This window comes from Streptomyces sp. PsTaAH-124 (assembly GCF_000373685.1).
GTDB lineage: Bacteria > Actinomycetota > Actinomycetes > Streptomycetales > Streptomycetaceae > Streptomyces > Streptomyces andamanensis.
Map to the genome: position 1 here is coordinate 187,535 of NZ_KB892160.1, position 17,596 is coordinate 205,130.

Consider the following 17,596-nt stretch of genomic DNA (forward strand, 5'->3'; position numbering starts at 1 on the left):
CCACCCCCCGCGCCCCACCCCGCTGGTCCCTCCCGTCCCACGTCTCAGGCTTCCGCCCCCGCAAGGAGTCCGTCCCGCCATGCCCAGGAACACCCTCAAGCTCGCCGTCGCGCTCGCCGTGCTCGCCACCCCGCTGCTGTCCGCCTGCGGCGGCTCCTCCGCCGCCGCCGACGACAAGTCCGTCACCGTCTACAGCGCCGACGGCCTCAAGGGCGAGAACGGCGACGGCTGGTACGACCGCGTCTTCAAGGACTTCGAGAAGCAGACCGGCATCAAGGTCAAGTACGTCGAGGGCGGCTCCGGCGAGATGGTGCAGCGCGCCGTCCGCGAGAAGGCCAACCCGCAGGCCGACGTGCTGGTCACGCTGCCCCCGTTCATCCAGCAGGCCGACGGCAAGGGCCTGCTCCAGAAGTACGCCCCCAAGGGCGCCGACCAGGTGGCCGCCGCCGACAAGGCCGCCGACGGCACCTGGACCTCGGTCGTCAACAACTACTTCGGCTTCGTCTACGACAAGAAGGAGCTGAAGCCCGCCCCCACCACCTGGGAGCAGCTCCTGGACGCGAAGTTCAAGAACCGGCTCCAGTACTCCACGCCCGGTGTCGCGGGCGACGGCACCGCCGTCCTGGTCAAGGCCATGCACGACTTCGGCGGCAAGGACGCGGCCCTGGAGTACCTGAAGAAGCTCCAGGCCAACAACGTCGGCCCGTCCGCCTCCACCGGCAAGCTCGCCCCCAAGGTGGACAAGGGCGAACTGCTCGTCGCCAACGGCGACGTCCAGATGAACTACGCCCAGTCCAAGACCATGCCGAACCTCGGCATCTGGTTCCCGGCCCGGCAGGGCGGCCGGCCCACCACCTTCGCGCTGCCCTACGCCGCCGGGCTCGTCACCAAGGCCCCGCACTCCGACAACGGCCGCAAGCTCCTCGACTTCATGCTCGCCCGGCAGGCCCAGGAGCAGGTCAGCGAGATCGGCGGCGGCTTCAGCTCGCGCACGGACGTCAAGGCCACTGACGCCAACGCCACCGCGCTGGCCAAGCTGATGACGGGCGTCGAGGTGTTCCAGCCGGACTGGGCGGACATCGACAAGAACCTCACCGCGTACGTCGACGCGTGGAAGGCGGCCACCGGGAGCTGAACCGTTCCGGCAAGATCGGGCCACTGGTTAGGCTGGGGCCACGCAGGCCCGCGTACGGCAGGAGACCGAAGCCCATGGCAGACCGCAAGCCCATCGAGTCGTGGCTCACCGACATGGACGGTGTACTGATCCACGAGGGTGTCCCGATCCCCGGCGCCGACGCCTTCCTGAAGAAGCTGCGCGACTCGGGACGCCCGTTCCTGGTGCTCACCAACAACTCCATCTACACCCAGCGCGACCTGCACGCCAGGCTGCGCCGGATGGGACTGGACGTACCGGTGGACAACATCTGGACCTCGGCGCTGGCCACCGCGCAGTTCCTGGACGACCAGCGGCCCGGCGGCAGCGCCTATGTCATCGGCGAGGCCGGTCTGACCACCGCGCTGCACGACGTCGGGTACATCCTCACCGACCACGAGCCCGACTTCGTGATCCTCGGCGAGACCCGCACGTACTCCTTCGAGGCGCTGACCAAGGCCGTGCGCCTGATCAACGACGGGGCCCGGTTCATCGCCACCAACCCCGACAACGTCGGACCCTCGGTGGAGGGCGACCTGCCCGCCACCGGCTCGGTCGCCGCGCTGATCACCGCGGCGACCGGCAAGAAGCCCTACTTCGTCGGCAAGCCCAACCCGCTGATGATGCGGGCCGGGCTGAACGCGATCGGCGCCCACTCGGAGACCTCCGCCATGATCGGGGACCGGATGGACACCGATGTGCTCGCCGGTCTGGAGGCCGGGATGCGCACCTTCCTCGTGCTGTCCGGCGTGACCCAGCCCGACGACGTCGACCGCTACCCGTTCCGCCCCTCCGAGGTCGTCGCCTCCATCGCCGACCTCGTGGAGCAGATCTGAGCGAGGGCACACCGGCGGCACCCCGCCCTCCGGCTCAGCGCCCGCCCGGCATCCGGGCGGGCGCTGATCCATGTGCTCACCCGTTCGGAGCAGCACCGGCCCGTTGTGGATGCGGACGCCCCTGCCGTGGAGTCTCCTGGTACCCGGAGGTCTCACGATGGGTTCACTGCGCCTGACACTCTGTACAGGACTGCTGCTGGCCGGTGCCTTCGCACCGGCCCTGGGCCCCGCCTCCGGCACCGGCGACGGCACCGCCGGGGCCGGCGGCAGCCCCGCGGCGCCGTCGGCGGCGGCGCCCGCCGCCGCACCCGCAGAGGCGGCGCACCCGGAGCCCTCCCCGGCGCGGTCCACCCCCGCCGCACACGCCGTCGCACCCCTGCCCGGCGCGGCGCACGCGGTGACCGGGCTGGTCCTCGCGGGCGCCGCGGCGGCCGCCGTCGTCCTCCTGCCCCGGGCCCGCGCCGCCCGCGCCGGGGACGGCGGGAGCGGGCCCGGCCGACGGCGCACCGAGGACTGAAGGCGAGCACTGAAGGCGAGCACTGAAGGACGGGATCACGATGTCGTACACCGAACGCTTCCGCGGCGCCGGCCGCGTCCTCGCCGCGGTGCTCTGGGTTGCGCTGCTGCTCGCGCTGTGGCAGTGGGGCGCCTCGGCCGACGTACAGGGGTCACCGGCCGTGCCGACGACCGGGGACATGGCCGCGGTCGGCCGCCCCGCCCAGGACCACCCGGACCGGCGCGCCGAGCTGCCCGGCCCCGCCGTCTCGGCGTACCTCACCCGAACCGGCCCGTGAGACCGCCGTCGCCTGGCAGCATGGAACGCGGCGAATGCGCCGTATGCGACTAGAGAGCTGAATGCGCTGAATGTGCCGAAGGGGACGAGGGGGAGGGAGTCGTATGCGCGGCCACAGGGGGGTGCGCGGACGCGTCCGCGCGGTGGCGGTGGTGCTGGGGGCGGCGCTGCTGGCGGCCGGATGCTCCTCGGCGTCCCCGGGCGGGGACGACGGGGCGGGCGCGGCGGTCACCCAGCGGCCCGGGGCGGCCGGTGACCCGTACTGGGTGAACCCGGACAGCGCGGCGGCCCGCCGCCTCGCCGGTCTCGTCCGGGCCGGGCGCACGGACGAGGCCGCGCTGCTCCGCAGGATCGCCGAGCAGCCCACCGGCCAGTGGATCGGACCGGAGAACCCCGAGCGGGAGGCGCGCGGCTTCACCGAGGCCGCCGACCGGGCGGGCCGCACCGCGCTCCTCGTCCTGTACGACATCCCGCACCGCGACTGCGGCCGGTACTCGCGCGGCGGTGCCGCCGACGGCGACGCCTACCGGGCCTGGATCGCCGCGGTGGCCCGCGGGATCGGCGGCCGCGCCGCCACGGTGGTCCTGGAGCCGGACGCCGTGCTGCACCTGGTGGACGGCTGCACCCCGGCCGAGTTCCAGGAGGAGCGCTACGACCTGCTCGCCGGGGCCGTCGCCACCCTCACGTCCCTCGGGCGCACCGAGGTCTACCTGGACGCGGGCAACCCCGGCTGGAGTCGCCCCGGCCAGATCCAGGAGCCGCTGCGGCGGGCGGGCGTCGAGCAGGCGGACGGCTTCGCGGTCAACGTCGCCAACTTCTACTCCACCCGGCAGTCGCTCGCCTACGGCCGACAGCTCTCCGCGCTGACCGGCGGCAAGCACTTCGTCGTCGACACCAGCCGCAACGGCAACGGCCCCGCCACGGACGGCGACCCCGGCGAACGCTGGTGCAACCCGCCCGGCCGGGCCCTCGGCGAGCCGCCCACGACCCGGACCGCCGACCCGCTCGCCGACGCCTATCTCTGGGTCAAGCGCCCCGGTGAGTCCGACGGCACCTGCAAGGGCGGCCCGAAGGCGGGCGACTGGTGGCAGGAGTACGCCCTCGCGCTGGCGGGGGCGGCCCGGTAGCCGCCCGGGACCGGGCGCGCGGCTCACCGGACCCGCACCCACCGGGCGACACTGGGCGTGCCCCGGGCGTCGTCCACGAACAGCATGTACCAGCCCGGCTGCACCAGGTTGCGGTTCCCCGGCACCCGTACGGTGACCCGGTCGCCCGACGCCGTGAAGTCCAGCGCGATCGAGCGCTGGTCCACGTCCGTGACGTGCGTGGAGGCGCTCGGCCGGATCAGCCGGACCTTCCTGATCCGGGCGGCGTCGCGCGAGACGAAGGTGGCCGGGGCCCCGCGCGCCACGGTCCCCGGGCCGCCGGACAGGGCGGGCCGCGCGCCCCGGTACAGATACGGCGGGGTGTAGATCTCGATGCGCTGCTCGAACGTGCCCGGCCGGGTGCCCGCCTTGTCGCCGTAGAGCGGGTCGGAACCGAAGAACATCACCCGGCCGTCCGGCAGCAGCAGCGAGCCGGAGTGGTAGTCGCGGCCCACCAGCGGATCGGCGACCCGGCGGAAGGCGCCGGTGCGCGGGTCGTACAGCCGGGCCCGGAGGATGTCGGAGGCGCCGCGCCCCCGGTAGTCCTCGGAGCCGCCGGAGACCAGCACGGTGTCGTCGGGCAGGACCGACGCCTGCGGATAGCGGGTGCCCCGCTCCAGCGAGGGGCCGTCGGTGAAGCGCGGGTGCGCCGCCTTCAGGTCGATCAGCCGGGTCCTGCGGCTGGAGCGCGCGGACTCCCCGACGCCCCCGCCGCCGATGACCAGGTACCGCTCGTCCTGGGCGGGCGGCAGCAGCACCGTGCCGGACGTCTCCATCAGGTCCGGGTCGCTCAGTCCGGGCAGCGGGGTGAACCGGTTGCTGCCCACGTCCCAGATGCCCGGGGCGCGCCCCACGTCCGCGGGCCCGTACCCCGCGTTGGACCCGGAGTAGAAGAGCCTGCCGTCCTGCATCAGGAACAGCGCCGGGTAGGTCGGGAACTGACGGACCTTCGGGGTGTACGCCCAGGTCCGGGTCGCCGGGTCGAAGAGCTCGTTCTTGCCGGGGACCAGCTGGCCGATGTCGTCCAGACCGGAGACGCCGAGCACCTTCCCGTCGCCCAGGGTGGTGAGCGTCGGGTACCAGCGGGCCTCGTGCATCGGGTCGACCTTGACGTACTTCTCGGCGACCGGGTCGAACTCGAAGGTGTCCCGGATCCCCTGGAAGTCCTTCTTGTCCAGGGCGAGTTTCTGCGCGATGCCGTAGGTGTTGCGGGCGTCGGCGCCGGTCAGGCCCCGGACGCGGTAGTTGTCCTGGGTGCCGGTCTCGTAGCGGGTGCCGCGGTGCTCGGCCTCGACGTAGATCCGGCCGAGCCCCGGGGTGTTGCCGCGGAACCTCCCGGTCCGGTCGAAGTTCTTCCTCGCCCGCGGGACGAGCACCGGGTCCTTGGAGACGAACGTCCGGCCGTTGGCCTTCCCGGTGAAGCGGGTGCCCGCGGGCAGGGTGACCGGCTTGTCCGGGTTCTCGTTGTGGACGATCATCAGACCGCCGGCCTTGGTGACGTCGCCCTTCAGCTTCTCGTAGCGTTTGGTGCCGCCCGCGATCAGGATGCTGCCGTCCGCGAGCTGGGCGTGGCCGGTGCAGAACAGGTCGGTCGGTGTGGGCACCTTCTTGACGGTGCCCTTCACCGGGTCCCACAGCCGGGAGTCGAACCGCCTGGCGTCGAAGTTCGCCTGGTTGTTGCCCGAGCCCGCGACCAGCAGCACCTTCCCGGTGTGCAGGAGCACCGCGTGGATGGTGTCCTGCCGGTACTCCTTCGGGAACTCCACGATGTCCCAGTGGCCGTGGGACGCCTTGTACCCCGGCTCGTCGATCTTGTACTGGTGGTAGCGCTGCGCGCCGAAGCGGTAGAGCCACGGCCCGTTCATCCCGGCCAGGGCGAGCACCACCACGGCGCCGAGCCCGACCCGGCGGGCCCGGCGCAGACCGGCCCGGTCCCTCATGCCTCACGCCCTCCCGTCCCGTGCCCGGCGTACGCCCGGGGTGCGGCGTCCCGCGCCGACGGCACCGGGTTCGCCGGGTTCGCCGGGGTCGTCGGGTTCGCCGGGTGCGCCTCCCGCCCGGGTCCGGTCCCCGGCCGCCGCGGCGAGCAGAGCCGGACGGCGACGGGGGAGAGGGTGATCAGCAGGGCGAGCCCGGCCCAGGTGAGCATCGCCGGGTGGGAGTGCCCGCGGACGATCCCGGCCGCGATCGAGCCACCGAAGACCAGCACGAAGAACCAGTGCACACGGAACGTGCCGAACGGCGTGTCCGGGCTGTGCGCCGCGCCCTTGGGCGTCACCACGAACCGGCTGGGGCGGCGCAGCACCGCGTCCAGCAGCGCGCGGGCGTACACCGGCGCGGACAGCGCCGACATCACCATCCCGGCCACCCCGCCGGAGCCCTCGGGTTCGTGCGGTGAGACGTTGTGCCGGCGGTTCCAGAGGTACAGACCGATCTGGAGCGCGGACGCGTTCCCGTACAGCATCAGCCAGACCACGGGGTCGATGTTCACACCCGAGGCGCCGAGGCCCAGGAAGAGCGCGCAGCTCAGCGCCGCCAGGATCCAGTTGAGCGCGGACAGCGGATAGAAGGCGATCAGCAGCGTGTAGTTGAGGAGGCGGCCCGGCGGCAGCGAGCCGAAGCCCTTCCAGTACTGCGTGAGGATCGTCTCGTACGTCCCCCGGGACCAGCGCAGTTGCTGGGAGAAGAAGTCCGTCCAGGAGGCGGGGCCCTCGCCGACCGCGAGCACGTCCGGGGTGTACACGGACTTCCACCGGCGGCCGGTCGCGGGGTTCCTGGCGCGGTGCATCTCGAAGCCGGTCGCCATGTCCTCGGTGATCGAGTCGTGGAGCCCGCCGATCTGCTTCAGGGCGCTGATCCGCACGGCGTTGCAGGTGCCGACGAACATCGGGGCGCCGTAGCGGTTCCCGGCGCGCTGGATCAGCGCGTGGAAGAGGAACTGCTGCGACTCGGCGGCCTTGGTGACGAAGGTGTCGTAGTTGCCGTAGACCTGCGGGCCGACGACGAAGCCGACGTCCGGGTCGCGGAAGTAACCGAGCATCCGCTCCAGGTAGTTGGGCAGCGGCACATGGTCGGTGTCGACGGAGGCGAAGACGTCGTAGGCGCCGCCGTGCGCCTGGAGCCAGGCGTTGTAGTTGCCGTGCTTGGTCCTGGCCCGGTGGGGGCCGCTGGGGCGGTTCCAGCGCTCGACGCCCCGGCGCGTGAAGTGGTGCACGCCCAGGCGCGCGCAGAGCGCCTTCGCCTCGGGGTCGTCGCCCTCGTCGAGCAGCCATACGTGCATGACGCCCCGGTGCCGCAGCCGTACGGCGGCCCGCAGCGTCCTGGCGGCCAGCTCCAGCGGCTCCTTGCCGGGCACGAACGTGGTGAGGAAGGCGACCCGGGTGCCGCTCTCGGGCACCACCGGGACGGGGTCGCGGGCGACCAGGGTGGCGTGCGCGTTGGACAGCACGTTCACACAGCGGAAGAGCTCGATCAGGCCGATCGAGACCAGCATCACCGCGTCCAGGAACGGCAGCCAGGGGTGGGCCGGGTGGTCGCGCTCGGTCCAGTGGGCGGGCTGCATCAGCCACGCGAGCAGGACCAGGGAGAGCAGCGGCGCGGCCACCAGCATCAGCGTGACCCGGACGCGGTGCGGCTCCTGGGCCAGCAGCGAGCGGTGGCGCACCCGGTAGGGGCGGTCCGGGTCGGGCCGGGTGAGCGGTCCGGCCAGCCGGCTGTGGTGCTCGTAGTCGTATCTGGGCAGGGCGCTCCTGATCGTGCGGAACGCCCCGGTGGTGCTGCCGCTGCGGTGCCGGGCGCCCGGCGGCGGCGTCGATGTCATGACTCATCCCCCCCACGCGCGCTCCGGCGCGTGTCGATCCCGTTTCGTACCGGTTCCATGGCTGCCCGGCCCGACCCCACTCGACGCGCGGAATCCGCGCCTTCGGGGGGCGCACATGAGTGCGAGCGAGGGGTGGGGGTGGTGACCGGGCAACGCGGAAGGCCCCCCGCTCGCGCGGGGGGCCTTCCGGTGTCGGGGGTGTGGGTGGCGGAGCCCCCGCCGCGCACGGCGCAGCCGTGCAAAAACGAAGATGGCGGGTCTTGTCCACACTTTCTGTGGACAAGACCCGCCATCGTCATCGTGCGCCGCCAGGGACTCGAACCCCGGACCCGCTGATTAAGAGTCAGCTGCTCTAACCAACTGAGCTAGCGGCGCCTGCTGACGTGGAGAACTTTACAGGAAGCAGTGAGGTGCCTGTGACCACTGCCCGGGGGTGGGGGGCGGGCCGGGAGAGGCCCCTTTGCGTCATTCAGACCGTCAGACATGCGTATTTTTGGGCTGATTGTGGCACTGATCACCGTGCATAGATCCGGACAAGTCCGTATGGAGTGTGACGTGGATCGCATGGAGCTCCCGGCCGACCTGCCGAATCGTTCCTTCCCTCGGCTCATCCAGAACGAGGCGACCACCGAGATCCCGGTCCACCTGCTCTTCCGCGACGAGGGCGGCCCGGTCCCCGCGCGGTCCTCGCCCACGGCACCGGCGGCCCCCGTCCGGCCCGCCGTGGTGGGCAGCAGGCGGGGCGGCCCGGACGAGCCGTCGCGCCCGCGCCGCCGGGTGCCCGCACCGGCCCGCCCGGCGCCCGGGGCGGACCCCGGCCTGGTGGAGCGGCCGGCCCGGACGCTGCCCGGCGCGGCCGGTGTCCTGGCCGGTGCCTGCGGGGCGGCGGGCTGTGTGCTCACCTCCTGGTGGGCGGGGGTGCTGCCGCCGCTCGCGGTGGAGGCGCTGCGGCTGCCGTCGGTCACGGGGGCGGGTCTCGGCCTGCCGCAGTGGGCCGCGTACGCCGGGGCCGGGGCGCTCGGGCTGCTCGGCTTCGGCGGGCTGGCCCGGGGGCGGACCGGGCGGGCCTGGGTGCTCCAGCGGTTCGGCCGCTACCGGGGGACCGTCCGGCGCGGCGGGCTCCTGTGGGTCAACCCGCTGGTGCCGCGCCGCCGGATCGACGTACGGCTGCGGCACTGGCGCAGCGAACCGCTTCCGGCCGCCGACGCGGACGGGGTCGCGCTGCGGGTGGCGGTCCTCGTCGTCTGGCGGGTGCGGGACACCGCGCGGGCCGCGCTCGGCGTCGACGATCACGAGGGATATCTGCGGGACTGTGTGGAGGCCGCGCTGGCGCGGGTGACGGTGCGCGCGGCGGGCGGCGCGCGCCAGACGGCGGAGGCGGCCGGGGAGGCGCTGACCCGGCTGGTGGCGCGGGAGGCGGAGCCGGTCGGGATCGAGGTGTTCTCGGTCCGCCCGGCCCGGGTCGTGTACGACCCGGAGGTCGCCGGGGCCATGCACCGGCGCAGCGTGGCGGCGCTGGACGCCCGCGACCGGGCCGGTGCGCTGACCTCGGTGGTGGACTCGGTCGAGGACACGGTGACCCGGCTGACCATGCGGGGACTGGTCGATCTGGACGCCGGGGAGCGCAAGGTGCTGGTGCGGGATCTGACGGTGGCGTTCTGCGCGGGACGGCGGGAAACCATCCCGTGATTGGTATGGACATGTTCAAGTGGCGGCCATAATCTGGGCTTGGTCTAGACCAGCACACCAGCACAGTTCAGCTCAGCGAACCTCCCCACACGTTCACCAGGAGCGACTCCATGCGGACCAAGGCCAAGTTGTACGCGGCCGTGCTGGGCCTCGCCACCACCGGTGCTCTCGCGCTCTCCACCGGCGGTGCCAGCAGCCACGGCTACACCGACCTCCCCATCAGCAGGCAGCTGCTCTGTGCCAACGGCACGGTGCGCGGCTGCGGCGAGATCCAGTGGGAGCCGCAGAGCGTCGAGGGGCCCAAGGGCTTCCCGGCGAGCGGAGCGGCCGACGGGCACCTGTGCTCGGGCGGCCTGGACCGGTTCGGGCAGCTCGACGGCGCCCGGACCCCCAAGGGTGCGGACTGGCCCACCACCAAGGTGACCGGCGGCCAGAGCTACACCTTCCGCTGGCAGTTCGAGGCACGGCACGCCACGACCGACTTCAAGTACTACGCCACCAAGCAGGGCTGGAACCAGGACCACGCCCTGAGCAGGAGCGACCTCAACACCACGCCGTTCCTCACGATCCCCTACGGCGGCAAGCAGCCCCCGGCCACCCTCAGCCACAGCGGCACCCTGCCCACCGGTCTGAGCGGCCACCACGTGATCCTCGCCGTCTGGACGATCGCGGACACCGGCAACGCGTTCTACGCCTGCTCCGACGTCACGTTCTGATCCGGACACCCGGCGCCGGCCGCGCGGTCCAGAGCTTTCTCCGAGCAAAGGGCGCGGCCGGTGCGGGTAGCCTCCCCTCCACGCCGGCCGGTCACGGCGTACCGGGGGGGGATCCGATGGAAACGCTGTTCTACGTCGTCCCGGGACTCATGGTCTGCGGCGCGCTCTGCGCACTGGTCGTGGTCACGCGACGCGCCGGTGAGATACGCCGCGCCTGGCGCGGCGGGCCGACCGCCGAGGCCCGCTGCCTGCGGGTGCACCTCGCGTCCGGCGGCGGGCAGACGTCCGCCGCCTCGCACCACGTGTACGAGTTCAGCACGCCCGAGGGCCGTGTCGTGCGGTTCACCGAGCACGGGGGACCGCTGACGACCGTCGAGGGCGACATCGTCACCGTGCGCTACCCGGCCGGGCGTCCGGAGCGGGCCACGGCCCATGCCCCGGCGTCCGGCAGGCTCCTGGCGGAGCAGGGCTGCCTCTGCGCCTTCCTCGGGGTGTTCATCGCCGTGTGCCTCGCCTTCATGGGCGTCGCCCATCTCGCCTTCGCGGCGGCAGGCGACGTGCTGCCGTGAAGCGACGCGCGGAGAAAAGCGAAAAAGCGAGGACGGTGAGAGGCGAGGACGGTGAAAAAAGCGGTGAGGCCGGTCCATGGACTCATGGACCGGCCTCACCGTCGGTGCGCCGCCAGGGACTCGAACCCCGGACCCGCTGATTAAGAGTCAGCTGCTCTAACCAACTGAGCTAGCGGCGCATGACTCCCGCCGTCCGCTTCCCGCGTTCGGCGACGAAGAAAATACTACCCGGTCCCGGGGGGTGCTCGTGACCACCCGCGCGGCGGGCGGAGCAGGGGCGGCGCGCGCCCCGGCCCCGCCCGCGCGGGCGGCTCACAGCACCGCGCTCAGGAACTCCCGGGTCCGCTCCTGCTCCGGGTCCCCGAAGATCCGCTCCGGCGGCCCGGACTCCACGACCCGCCCGGCGTCGAACATCAGCACCTGGTCGGAGATGTCCCGGGCGAAGCCCATCTCGTGGGTGACGCAGAGCATCGTGATGTCGGTGGAGCGGGCGATGTCCCGCAGCACGTCCAGCACGCCCGCGACCAGCTCCGGGTCGAGCGCCGAGGTCACCTCGTCCAGCAGCAGCACCTGCGGGCGCATCGCCAGCGCCCGCGCGATGGCCACCCGCTGCTGCTGCCCGCCGGAGAGCTGGGAGGGCCGCGCGTCGCACTTGTCGGCGAGACCCACCAGCTCCAGCAGCTCCCGCGCGCGGACCTCCGCCTCGTCCCTGCTCATGCCGAGCACGGTGACGGGGGCCTCGGTGATGTTCCGCAGCACCGACATGTTCGGGAACAGGTTGAAGTGCTGGAAGACCATCCCGATCTTCTTGCGGATCTCCCGGACCTGCTTCTCGGGCGCCGGGAAGAGCTGCTCGCCGTCGACCGTGATGGTGCCCTCGTCCGGCCGGGTCAGCGTCATCAGCAGCCGCAGGATCGTGGTCTTGCCCGAGCCGGAGGGGCCGATCAGCGTGACGTGCTTGCCGGCGGCGACGGAGAAGTCGAGCCCGTCCAGGACCGTGTGGTCGCCGAAGCGCTTGGTCACGTTCTCCAGGCGGACCAGCTCGCCGCCCGCCCCGGCGCCGGACCGGCACGGCCCGGCGGCGTCCTCGGGATTCTTCGTGGTGTCAACGGACAAGACGTCGCTCCAGTGCTCGCAGGAGGAGGGAGGCCAGGTAGGAGACGAGGATGAAGGCCACACCGATCACGGTCAGCGGCTCGGTGAACTGGAAGTGCTGCTGCGAGTACAGGCGTGCCTGCCCGAGCATCTCCAGCACCGTGATCGCCATCAGCAGCGGTGTGTCCTTGAGCATCGAGATGACGTAGTTGCCGAGCGCCGGGACCACCCGGCGGATCGCCTGCGGCAGGATCACCGCCGTCCAGGTCCGCCGCCGCGGCAGGTTCAGCGCCGTCGCGGCCTCCCACTGGCCGACGGGCACCGCCTCGATGCCGGCGCGGTACACCTGCATCGTGTACGTCGAGTAGTGCAGCCCGATCGCGAAGACACCGGTGGTCAGCGCGGAGAACGTCAGCCCCCACTCGGGCAGCACGTAGAAGAGGAAGAACAACTGCACCAGCAGCGGGGTGTCCCGGACGAACTCCGTGACCACCCCGACCGGCCAGCGCACCCACCGGGTCGGCGTCCGCATCAGCAGCGCCCACACCAGACCCAGCGCGAAGGAGATCAGCGAGCCCAGCACCAGCGCCTGGAGGGTGACCAGCAGACCGTCCCAGAAGTGCGGCAGGAAGTCGCGTACGGCGCCCCAGTCCCAGTTCACGCCGCACCACCCCCGACCGAGGTGCCCACCGGCCGCGCCGGGCGGGCGGCCGCGCCGCCCGGCGCCTTGCCGACGCCTCGCTTGAGCCGCTTCTCCAGACCGCGCATCAGCCGGGTGAGCGCGAAGGCGATCACGAAGTAGATGAGCAGGATGTACGTGTAGATGTGCGCGCTCTCCTGGAGCGCGAGCCGCACCAGGTTGCCGCTGAACGCCAGGTCGCCCATGCCCATGACCGACACCAGCGCGGTGCCCTTGAGCAGTTCGACCAGCAGGTTGCTGAAGGGCGGGATCATCTCCGGCACCGCCTGCGGCAGCAGGATCAGCCGCATCCGCTGCCAGGGCGTGAAGCTGAGCGCGATCCCGCCCTCGCGCTGCGCCGGTTCCACCGCGGTCAGCGCGCCGCGCACGATCTCGGCGCCGTACGCGCCGTACGTCAGCCCGAGCGCCAGCGTGCCCGCCCACAGCGGCACCAGCTGCCAGCCGAAGGCGGGCGGCAGCACGAAGAACACCCAGAAGATCATCACCAGCGCGGAGGTCCCGCGGAACACCTCGGTGTAGAAGCCCGCCAGGAAGCGGACGATCCACAGCCGGTGGGTGCGGGCGATGCCGACCACGAAGGAGACGGCACCGGCCAGCAGCGCGCTGAGGACGAGCAACTGGACCGTGATCCACACGCCTTGGAGTACGAGTTCCCACAGTCCCTTCGTCATCCGGCGCACAGCTCCTTCGCGGTCAGCTCCGTCATCTCGTCCTTCGAGAACCCGAAGGGCCGCAGGACGCGGAAGAGTTCGCCGCTCTTCTTCAGCTTGTGCAGCTCGGTGTTGAAGGCGTCGCGCAGCTTCGTCTCGGTCGGCCGGAAGGCGAAACCGCCGCCGTCCACATGGGGCTTGCCCTTCACCAGCGGCGCGAACGCCTCGGTGGCCTCCGCCTTGGCGGACTTCTGCACCACCGCGCGGGTGGTCAGCGCCGTCCCCGCGAAGACGTCGACCCGGCCCGCCTCCACGGCGTTCAGCCCGGCCACCTGGTCCGGCACGATCAGGATGTCGCTCTCCTTGTACCCGGCCTCCACCGCGTACTGGATCTCCGCGTAGCCGGTGCCGGTGGCGAACTTCGCCTTCTTCGCCACCACGTCCCGGTAGTCGTGCAGCCCCTTCGGGTTGCCCTTGCGGACGATGAAGGAGTCGAGCATCTGGTAGTCGGGGTCGGCGAAGAGCACCTGTTCGCACCGGTCGGCGTTGATGTACATCCCGGCGGCCACGACGTCGAACTGCTGGGAGTTCAGCCCGGGTATGAGCGAGCCGAACTCGGTGGGCACGGGCTGCACCCGGTCCACCCCCAGCCGCTTGAAGATCACCTTCGCCAGTTCGGGCGCCTCGCCCGTCACCTTCCCGTCCTTGCCGATGTATCCGAACGGGATCTCGCCCGCGATACCGAGCCGGACGACCCCCTGGGCCCTGAGCCGGTCCAGGAGGTCGCCACCGCCGTCCGCGGACGCCGTCGCCACGCGACTGCACCCCGCCGCCCCGAGCGCACCGGCCGCCGCGACCCCCGCGAGCAGCGACCGGCGGCTGGGCCGCGCGGGCGTCCGTCTGCCTCTTCCAAGTCCATGTGGTGGAGCCATGAGCGCGCCGCTACCCAGAGCCGGAGAACTTATGCGAAGGAAAACGCGGCCCCTCCTGGGTACCCGGAGAGACGACCCTGGCGGGGCCACGACCGGGCAACGGCACCGGACGCGGGCCCCGGCAGGGCCGACGACGCCCGCGAACACAGCAGAAAGGCTGGTCATGACCGCACTCGGAGTCCTCTACCCGGGCCACTTCGCCGAGGACGACTATCCGCGCATCGAACAGCTCCTGGGCAGCGACATCCGGGTCGACCTCGTCCACACCCCGAAGGACGAGGACGCGTACCGGACGGACGTGCCGCGCACGGCCCGGCCCGTCGAGGAGCTGACGCGCGGCGCGGAGGAACTGCGGCTGTCCGGCGCCGAGGCGGCGGTGTGGGCCGGCACCGGCGGCGGCTTCACCGCCGGCTGGGACGGCGCCCACCAGCAGGTGCGCGCCCTGGCACAGGCGATCGGCATGCCCGCCTCCGCCACCTCCTTCGGCTTCGTGCACGCGGTGCACGAGATCGGCGTACGGCGCGTCGCCGTCGCCGCCACCTACCCGGACGAGGTGACCGCCCTCTTCGCCGACTTCCTGCGCGCGGGTGAGGTCGAGGTGGCCGCCGCGCACAGCGCGGGCTGCCGCTCGGCCGCCGAGGCGGCGGCCTGGGGCGAGCCGGAGGTCCTCGCCCTGGCCCGCGCCGCCGACACCGCGCGGGCCGAGGCGGTGCTGCTGCCGGACACCGCCCTGCACACCGCCTCCCACCTCATGGCCCTGGAGAAGCACCTCGGCAAGCCCGTCCTCACCGCGAACCAGGTGACCGTCTGGGAGGGGCTGCGGCTCACCGACCGCCGCGTCAACGCCCCCGACCTGGGCGCGCTGTTCACCCGGGAACCGATCGTCCAGGTATGAGGCCGGCGGCCATCCGGCGGAAAGGTGTGAGAAGGGCGGGCGCGCTTGCGGCCGCCCGCGCCGAGGCGTTACCTGGAAGTGTCCGGCGGTGCAGCGAGAACGCCCCGGGTCCGGCGCAGGCACGGACCGGCGGCACCCGCCCGCCTGTGCTCGTGCGCCCCTGCCCGCGTGCCCCGCCCCTGAGGCGGGCCGCCGTCGCCGCCGCCCCTGAGCGATGACGCGGAGGTGACCGAAGGTGAAAGCCGTCGTCTACGAGAAGCCCTTCGACGTGGCGGTGCGCGACGTCGACGATCCCCGGATCCAGCACCCCAACGACGTGATCGTCCGCATCACGTCCAGTGCGATCTGCGGCTCCGACCTGCACATGTACGAGGGCCGCACGGCCGCGAAGGCGGGCATCGTCTTCGGCCACGAGAACCTGGGCGTCGTGGAGGAGACCGGCAGCGGCGTGACCTCGCTGGCCGAGGGCGACCGGGTCGTCATGCCGTTCAACGTCGCGTGCGGGTTCTGCAAGAACTGCCTCGCCGGAAAGACCGGGTTCTGCCTCACGGTCAACCCGGGCTTCGCCGGCGGCGCCTACGGCTATGTCGCGATGGGCCCCTACACCGGTGGCCAGGCCGAGCACCTGCGGGTGCCCTTCGCCGACTTCAACTGCCTGAAGCTGCCGCCGGGCGACGAGTTCGAGACCGACTTTGTGCTGCTCGCCGACATCTTCCCGACCGGCTACCACGGCTGCGAACTCGCCCAGGTCACGCCGGGTGAGTCGGTGGCGGTGTTCGGCGCCGGGCCGGTGGGCCTGATGGCCGCCTACTCGGCGCTGCTGCGCGGCGCGTCCAAGGTGTTCACCGTGGACCGGGTGCCCGAGCGGCTGGCCAAGGCGGAGGAGATCGGGGCCGTCCCCATCGACTTCACCCAAGGCGACCCGGCCGAGCAGATCAAGGAGCAGACGGGCGGCGAGGGCACCGACAAGGGCGTGGACGCCGTCGGCTACCAGGCCCAGTCGCACAAGGACGTGGGCCACGAGGAACCCGCCGTCGTCCTGAACACCCTGGTCGAGACGGTACGGCCCACCGGCATGCTCGGCATACCGGGCCTGTACGTCCCCTCCGACCCGGGCGGGCCCGACGAGCACGCCAAGCACGGCCAGCTGCTGGTCTCCATCGGCAAGATGTTCGAGAAGGGGCAGCGGATGGGCACCGGCCAGTGCAACGTCAAGCAGTACAACCGCCAGCTTCGCGATCTGATCATCGCCGGGCGGGCCAGGCCCAGCTTCGTCGTCTCGCACGAGCTGCCCCTGGACCGGGCACCGCAGGCGTACGAGAAGTTCGACCAGCGCGTCGAGGGCTACACCAAGGTCGTCCTGCACCCCGGGCACGCCCTGGCCGCGTGAGCCCCGCCCCCGGGCCGCCCCCTCCGGAGGGACGGGTCCGAGGGGAAGGGGGAACAAGCGGGGACCGTCTCCTGTTGTCGCCCGGAGGAACCAGCACGGCCAACCAGCAGGAGGCACCCCGTGGCGGCAGACGAGATCCGAGGCGAGCGGCACGGCAGCGCGCCCGTACCCCTCTCCGTCCTGGACCTGGTGACGGTGGGCGCGGGCCACACCGCCACCGAGGCGCTGCGCACCAGTGTGGCCCTGTCCCGGCTGGCGGAGAGCCGCGGCTACCACCGCTTCTGGGTCGCCGAGCACCACTCCATGCCCGGAGTGGCCTCCTCCTCACCTGCCGTGATCCTCGCCCACCTCGCCGCCCACACCGAGCGCATCCGCCTCGGCTCGGGCGGCGTCATGCTGCCCAACCACGCCCCGCTGGTCATCGCCGAGCAGTTCGGCACCCTGGAGGCCATGGCCCCCGGCCGCATCGACCTCGGCCTCGGCCGCGCCCCCGGCACCGACGGCGCCACCGCCGCCGCCCTGCGCCGCACCGACCACCTCGGCGAAGGCGCCGACGAGTTCCCGCAGCAGCTCGCCGAGCTGACCCGCTTCCTCGACGACGACTTCCCCGACGGCCACCCCTACCGCCGTATCCACGCCGTACCCGGCCCGGTCCAGGCCACCTCGCCCGGCGGCGTGCAGTCCCCGCACCGGCCGCCCATCTGGCTGCTCGGCTCCTCCGGCTTCAGCGCCCGGCTGGCCGGCATGCTCGGCCTGCCCTTCGCCTTCGCCCACCACTTCTCCGCGCAGAACACCGTCCCGGCGCTCGACCTCTACCGCGAGTCCTTCCGGCCCAGCGCGGTCCTCGACGCCCCGTACGCCCTCATCGGGGTCGCCGCCCTCGCCACCGAGGACGAGCGCGAGGCCCGCCGCCAGGTGCTGGCCGCCGCGCTCAACATGGTCCGGCTGCGCACCGGCCGCCCGGGACTCGTCCCCACGCCCGAGGAGGCGGAGGCGTACGAGTTCAGCCCGATGGAGCAGGACTTCATCGCGTCCTGGAACGCCAACGTCGTGCACGGCACGCCCGACGAGGTCCGCTCCGGCCTCGACGACCTCCAGAAGCGCACCGGCGCCGACGAGCTGATGATCACCGGCAACGCGCACAGCGGCGACGTACGGCTGCGCAGCTACGAACTCATCGCGGACGCCTACGGGCTGCCCCGCGCCTGAGCCG

The 17,596-nt window shown here is 72.4% G+C and carries 17 protein-coding genes and 2 tRNA genes; 11 read left to right on the forward strand and 8 right to left on the reverse strand.

What is annotated here, in order from left to right:
• The first annotated feature begins 79 nt into the window (after positions 1 to 79).
• From B086_RS0106655 to B086_RS0106680, 5 genes are all read left to right on the forward strand, one after another.
• Entirely contained in the window at positions 80 to 1,135 is a 1,056-nt protein-coding gene (locus B086_RS0106655; protein ID WP_018565628.1) for a 2-aminoethylphosphonate ABC transporter substrate-binding protein, read from the forward strand.
• Between the two features lie 74 nt (positions 1,136 to 1,209).
• Positions 1,210 to 1,989: an HAD-IIA family hydrolase gene (locus tag B086_RS0106660; protein WP_018565629.1), complete on the forward strand. Its 780-nt coding sequence runs from the start codon at positions 1,210 to 1,212 to the stop codon at positions 1,987 to 1,989.
• A 157-nt stretch (positions 1,990 to 2,146) separates the two neighbouring features.
• Complete coding sequence (locus B086_RS44525; protein ID WP_018565630.1) at positions 2,147 to 2,506, forward strand: hypothetical protein; 360 nt, start codon at positions 2,147 to 2,149, stop codon at positions 2,504 to 2,506.
• A gap of 40 nt (positions 2,507 to 2,546) precedes the next feature.
• Positions 2,547 to 2,783, forward strand: a complete 237-nt coding sequence (locus tag B086_RS0106675; RefSeq protein ID WP_018565631.1) for a hypothetical protein — start codon at positions 2,547 to 2,549, stop codon at positions 2,781 to 2,783.
• A gap of 103 nt (positions 2,784 to 2,886) precedes the next feature.
• Positions 2,887 to 3,909 carry a glycoside hydrolase family 6 protein gene (locus tag B086_RS0106680; protein WP_018565632.1) on the forward strand — a complete coding sequence of 341 codons (1,023 nt, stop codon included), beginning with the start codon at positions 2,887 to 2,889 and terminating at the stop codon, positions 3,907 to 3,909.
• 23 nt (positions 3,910 to 3,932) lie between these two features.
• On the opposite strand, the gene B086_RS0106685 is transcribed toward B086_RS0106680, so the two are convergent.
• From B086_RS0106685 to B086_RS0106695, 3 genes are all read right to left on the reverse strand, one after another.
• Positions 3,933 to 5,867: a kelch motif-containing protein gene (locus tag B086_RS0106685; RefSeq protein ID WP_018565633.1), complete on the reverse strand. Its 1,935-nt coding sequence runs from the start codon at positions 5,865 to 5,867 to the stop codon at positions 3,933 to 3,935.
• Positions 5,864 to 7,747, reverse strand: coding sequence for a glycosyltransferase family 2 protein (locus tag B086_RS0106690; RefSeq protein ID WP_018565634.1), 1,884 nt, complete (start codon positions 7,745 to 7,747; stop codon positions 5,864 to 5,866). Before B086_RS0106690 ends, B086_RS0106685 begins: the two co-directional genes overlap by 4 nt.
• A 301-nt stretch (positions 7,748 to 8,048) precedes the next feature.
• Positions 8,049 to 8,122: transfer RNA gene (locus B086_RS0106695), tRNA-Lys, on the reverse strand.
• A 189-nt stretch (positions 8,123 to 8,311) separates the two neighbouring features.
• On the opposite strand from B086_RS0106695, the gene B086_RS0106700 reads away from it, so the two are divergent.
• The 3 genes from B086_RS0106700 (at position 8,312) to B086_RS0106710 (ending at position 10,721) form a co-directional block, all read left to right on the forward strand.
• Positions 8,312 to 9,436: an SPFH domain-containing protein gene (locus tag B086_RS0106700; RefSeq protein ID WP_018565635.1), complete on the forward strand. Its 1,125-nt coding sequence runs from the start codon at positions 8,312 to 8,314 to the stop codon at positions 9,434 to 9,436.
• A gap of 110 nt (positions 9,437 to 9,546) precedes the next feature.
• Positions 9,547 to 10,152 carry a lytic polysaccharide monooxygenase auxiliary activity family 9 protein gene (locus B086_RS0106705; RefSeq protein WP_018565636.1) on the forward strand — a complete coding sequence of 202 codons (606 nt, stop codon included), beginning with the start codon at positions 9,547 to 9,549 and terminating at the stop codon, positions 10,150 to 10,152.
• A gap of 116 nt (positions 10,153 to 10,268) precedes the next feature.
• Positions 10,269 to 10,721, forward strand: coding sequence for a DUF3592 domain-containing protein (locus tag B086_RS0106710; protein WP_018565637.1), 453 nt, complete (start codon positions 10,269 to 10,271; stop codon positions 10,719 to 10,721).
• A 105-nt stretch (positions 10,722 to 10,826) separates the two neighbouring features.
• Here B086_RS0106710 and B086_RS0106715 read toward each other — a convergent pair.
• From B086_RS0106715 to ehuB, 5 genes are all read right to left on the reverse strand, one after another.
• Positions 10,827 to 10,900, reverse strand: a tRNA-Lys gene (locus B086_RS0106715).
• A 133-nt stretch (positions 10,901 to 11,033) separates the two neighbouring features.
• Complete coding sequence (gene ehuA, locus B086_RS0106720; protein WP_018565638.1) at positions 11,034 to 11,837, reverse strand: ectoine/hydroxyectoine ABC transporter ATP-binding protein EhuA; 804 nt, start codon at positions 11,835 to 11,837, stop codon at positions 11,034 to 11,036.
• The gene (gene ehuD, locus B086_RS0106725) at positions 11,827 to 12,477 is read right to left on the reverse strand and encodes an ectoine/hydroxyectoine ABC transporter permease subunit EhuD (RefSeq protein ID WP_018565639.1); all 651 of its coding nucleotides are present in this window, start codon (positions 12,475 to 12,477) and stop codon (positions 11,827 to 11,829) included. Before ehuD ends, ehuA begins: the two co-directional genes overlap by 11 nt.
• Positions 12,474 to 13,187 (reverse strand): ectoine/hydroxyectoine ABC transporter permease subunit EhuC, encoded by a 714-nt coding sequence (ehuC, locus tag B086_RS0106730; RefSeq protein ID WP_018565640.1) that lies wholly within the window; start codon positions 13,185 to 13,187, stop codon positions 12,474 to 12,476. The genes ehuD and ehuC overlap by 4 nt, the downstream gene beginning before the upstream one ends.
• Positions 13,184 to 14,098, reverse strand: a complete 915-nt coding sequence (gene ehuB / locus B086_RS0106735) for an ectoine/hydroxyectoine ABC transporter substrate-binding protein EhuB (RefSeq protein WP_026252174.1) — start codon at positions 14,096 to 14,098, stop codon at positions 13,184 to 13,186. Before ehuB ends, ehuC begins: the two co-directional genes overlap by 4 nt.
• A gap of 163 nt (positions 14,099 to 14,261) precedes the next feature.
• Between ehuB and B086_RS0106740 the strand changes: the two genes are divergently transcribed.
• The 3 genes from B086_RS0106740 (at position 14,262) to B086_RS0106750 (ending at position 17,592) form a co-directional block, all read left to right on the forward strand.
• Positions 14,262 to 14,993 carry a hypothetical protein gene (locus B086_RS0106740; RefSeq protein WP_018565642.1) on the forward strand — a complete coding sequence of 244 codons (732 nt, stop codon included), beginning with the start codon at positions 14,262 to 14,264 and terminating at the stop codon, positions 14,991 to 14,993.
• Positions 14,994 to 15,228: 235 nt separating this feature from the next.
• A complete protein-coding gene (locus B086_RS0106745) occupies positions 15,229 to 16,383 on the forward strand; it encodes a glutathione-independent formaldehyde dehydrogenase (RefSeq protein ID WP_018565643.1) in 1,155 nt (384 codons plus the stop codon).
• Positions 16,384 to 16,503: 120 nt separating this feature from the next.
• A complete protein-coding gene (locus B086_RS0106750) occupies positions 16,504 to 17,592 on the forward strand; it encodes an LLM class flavin-dependent oxidoreductase (protein ID WP_018565644.1) in 1,089 nt (362 codons plus the stop codon).
• The last annotated feature ends 4 nt before the right edge of the window (positions 17,593 to 17,596 follow it).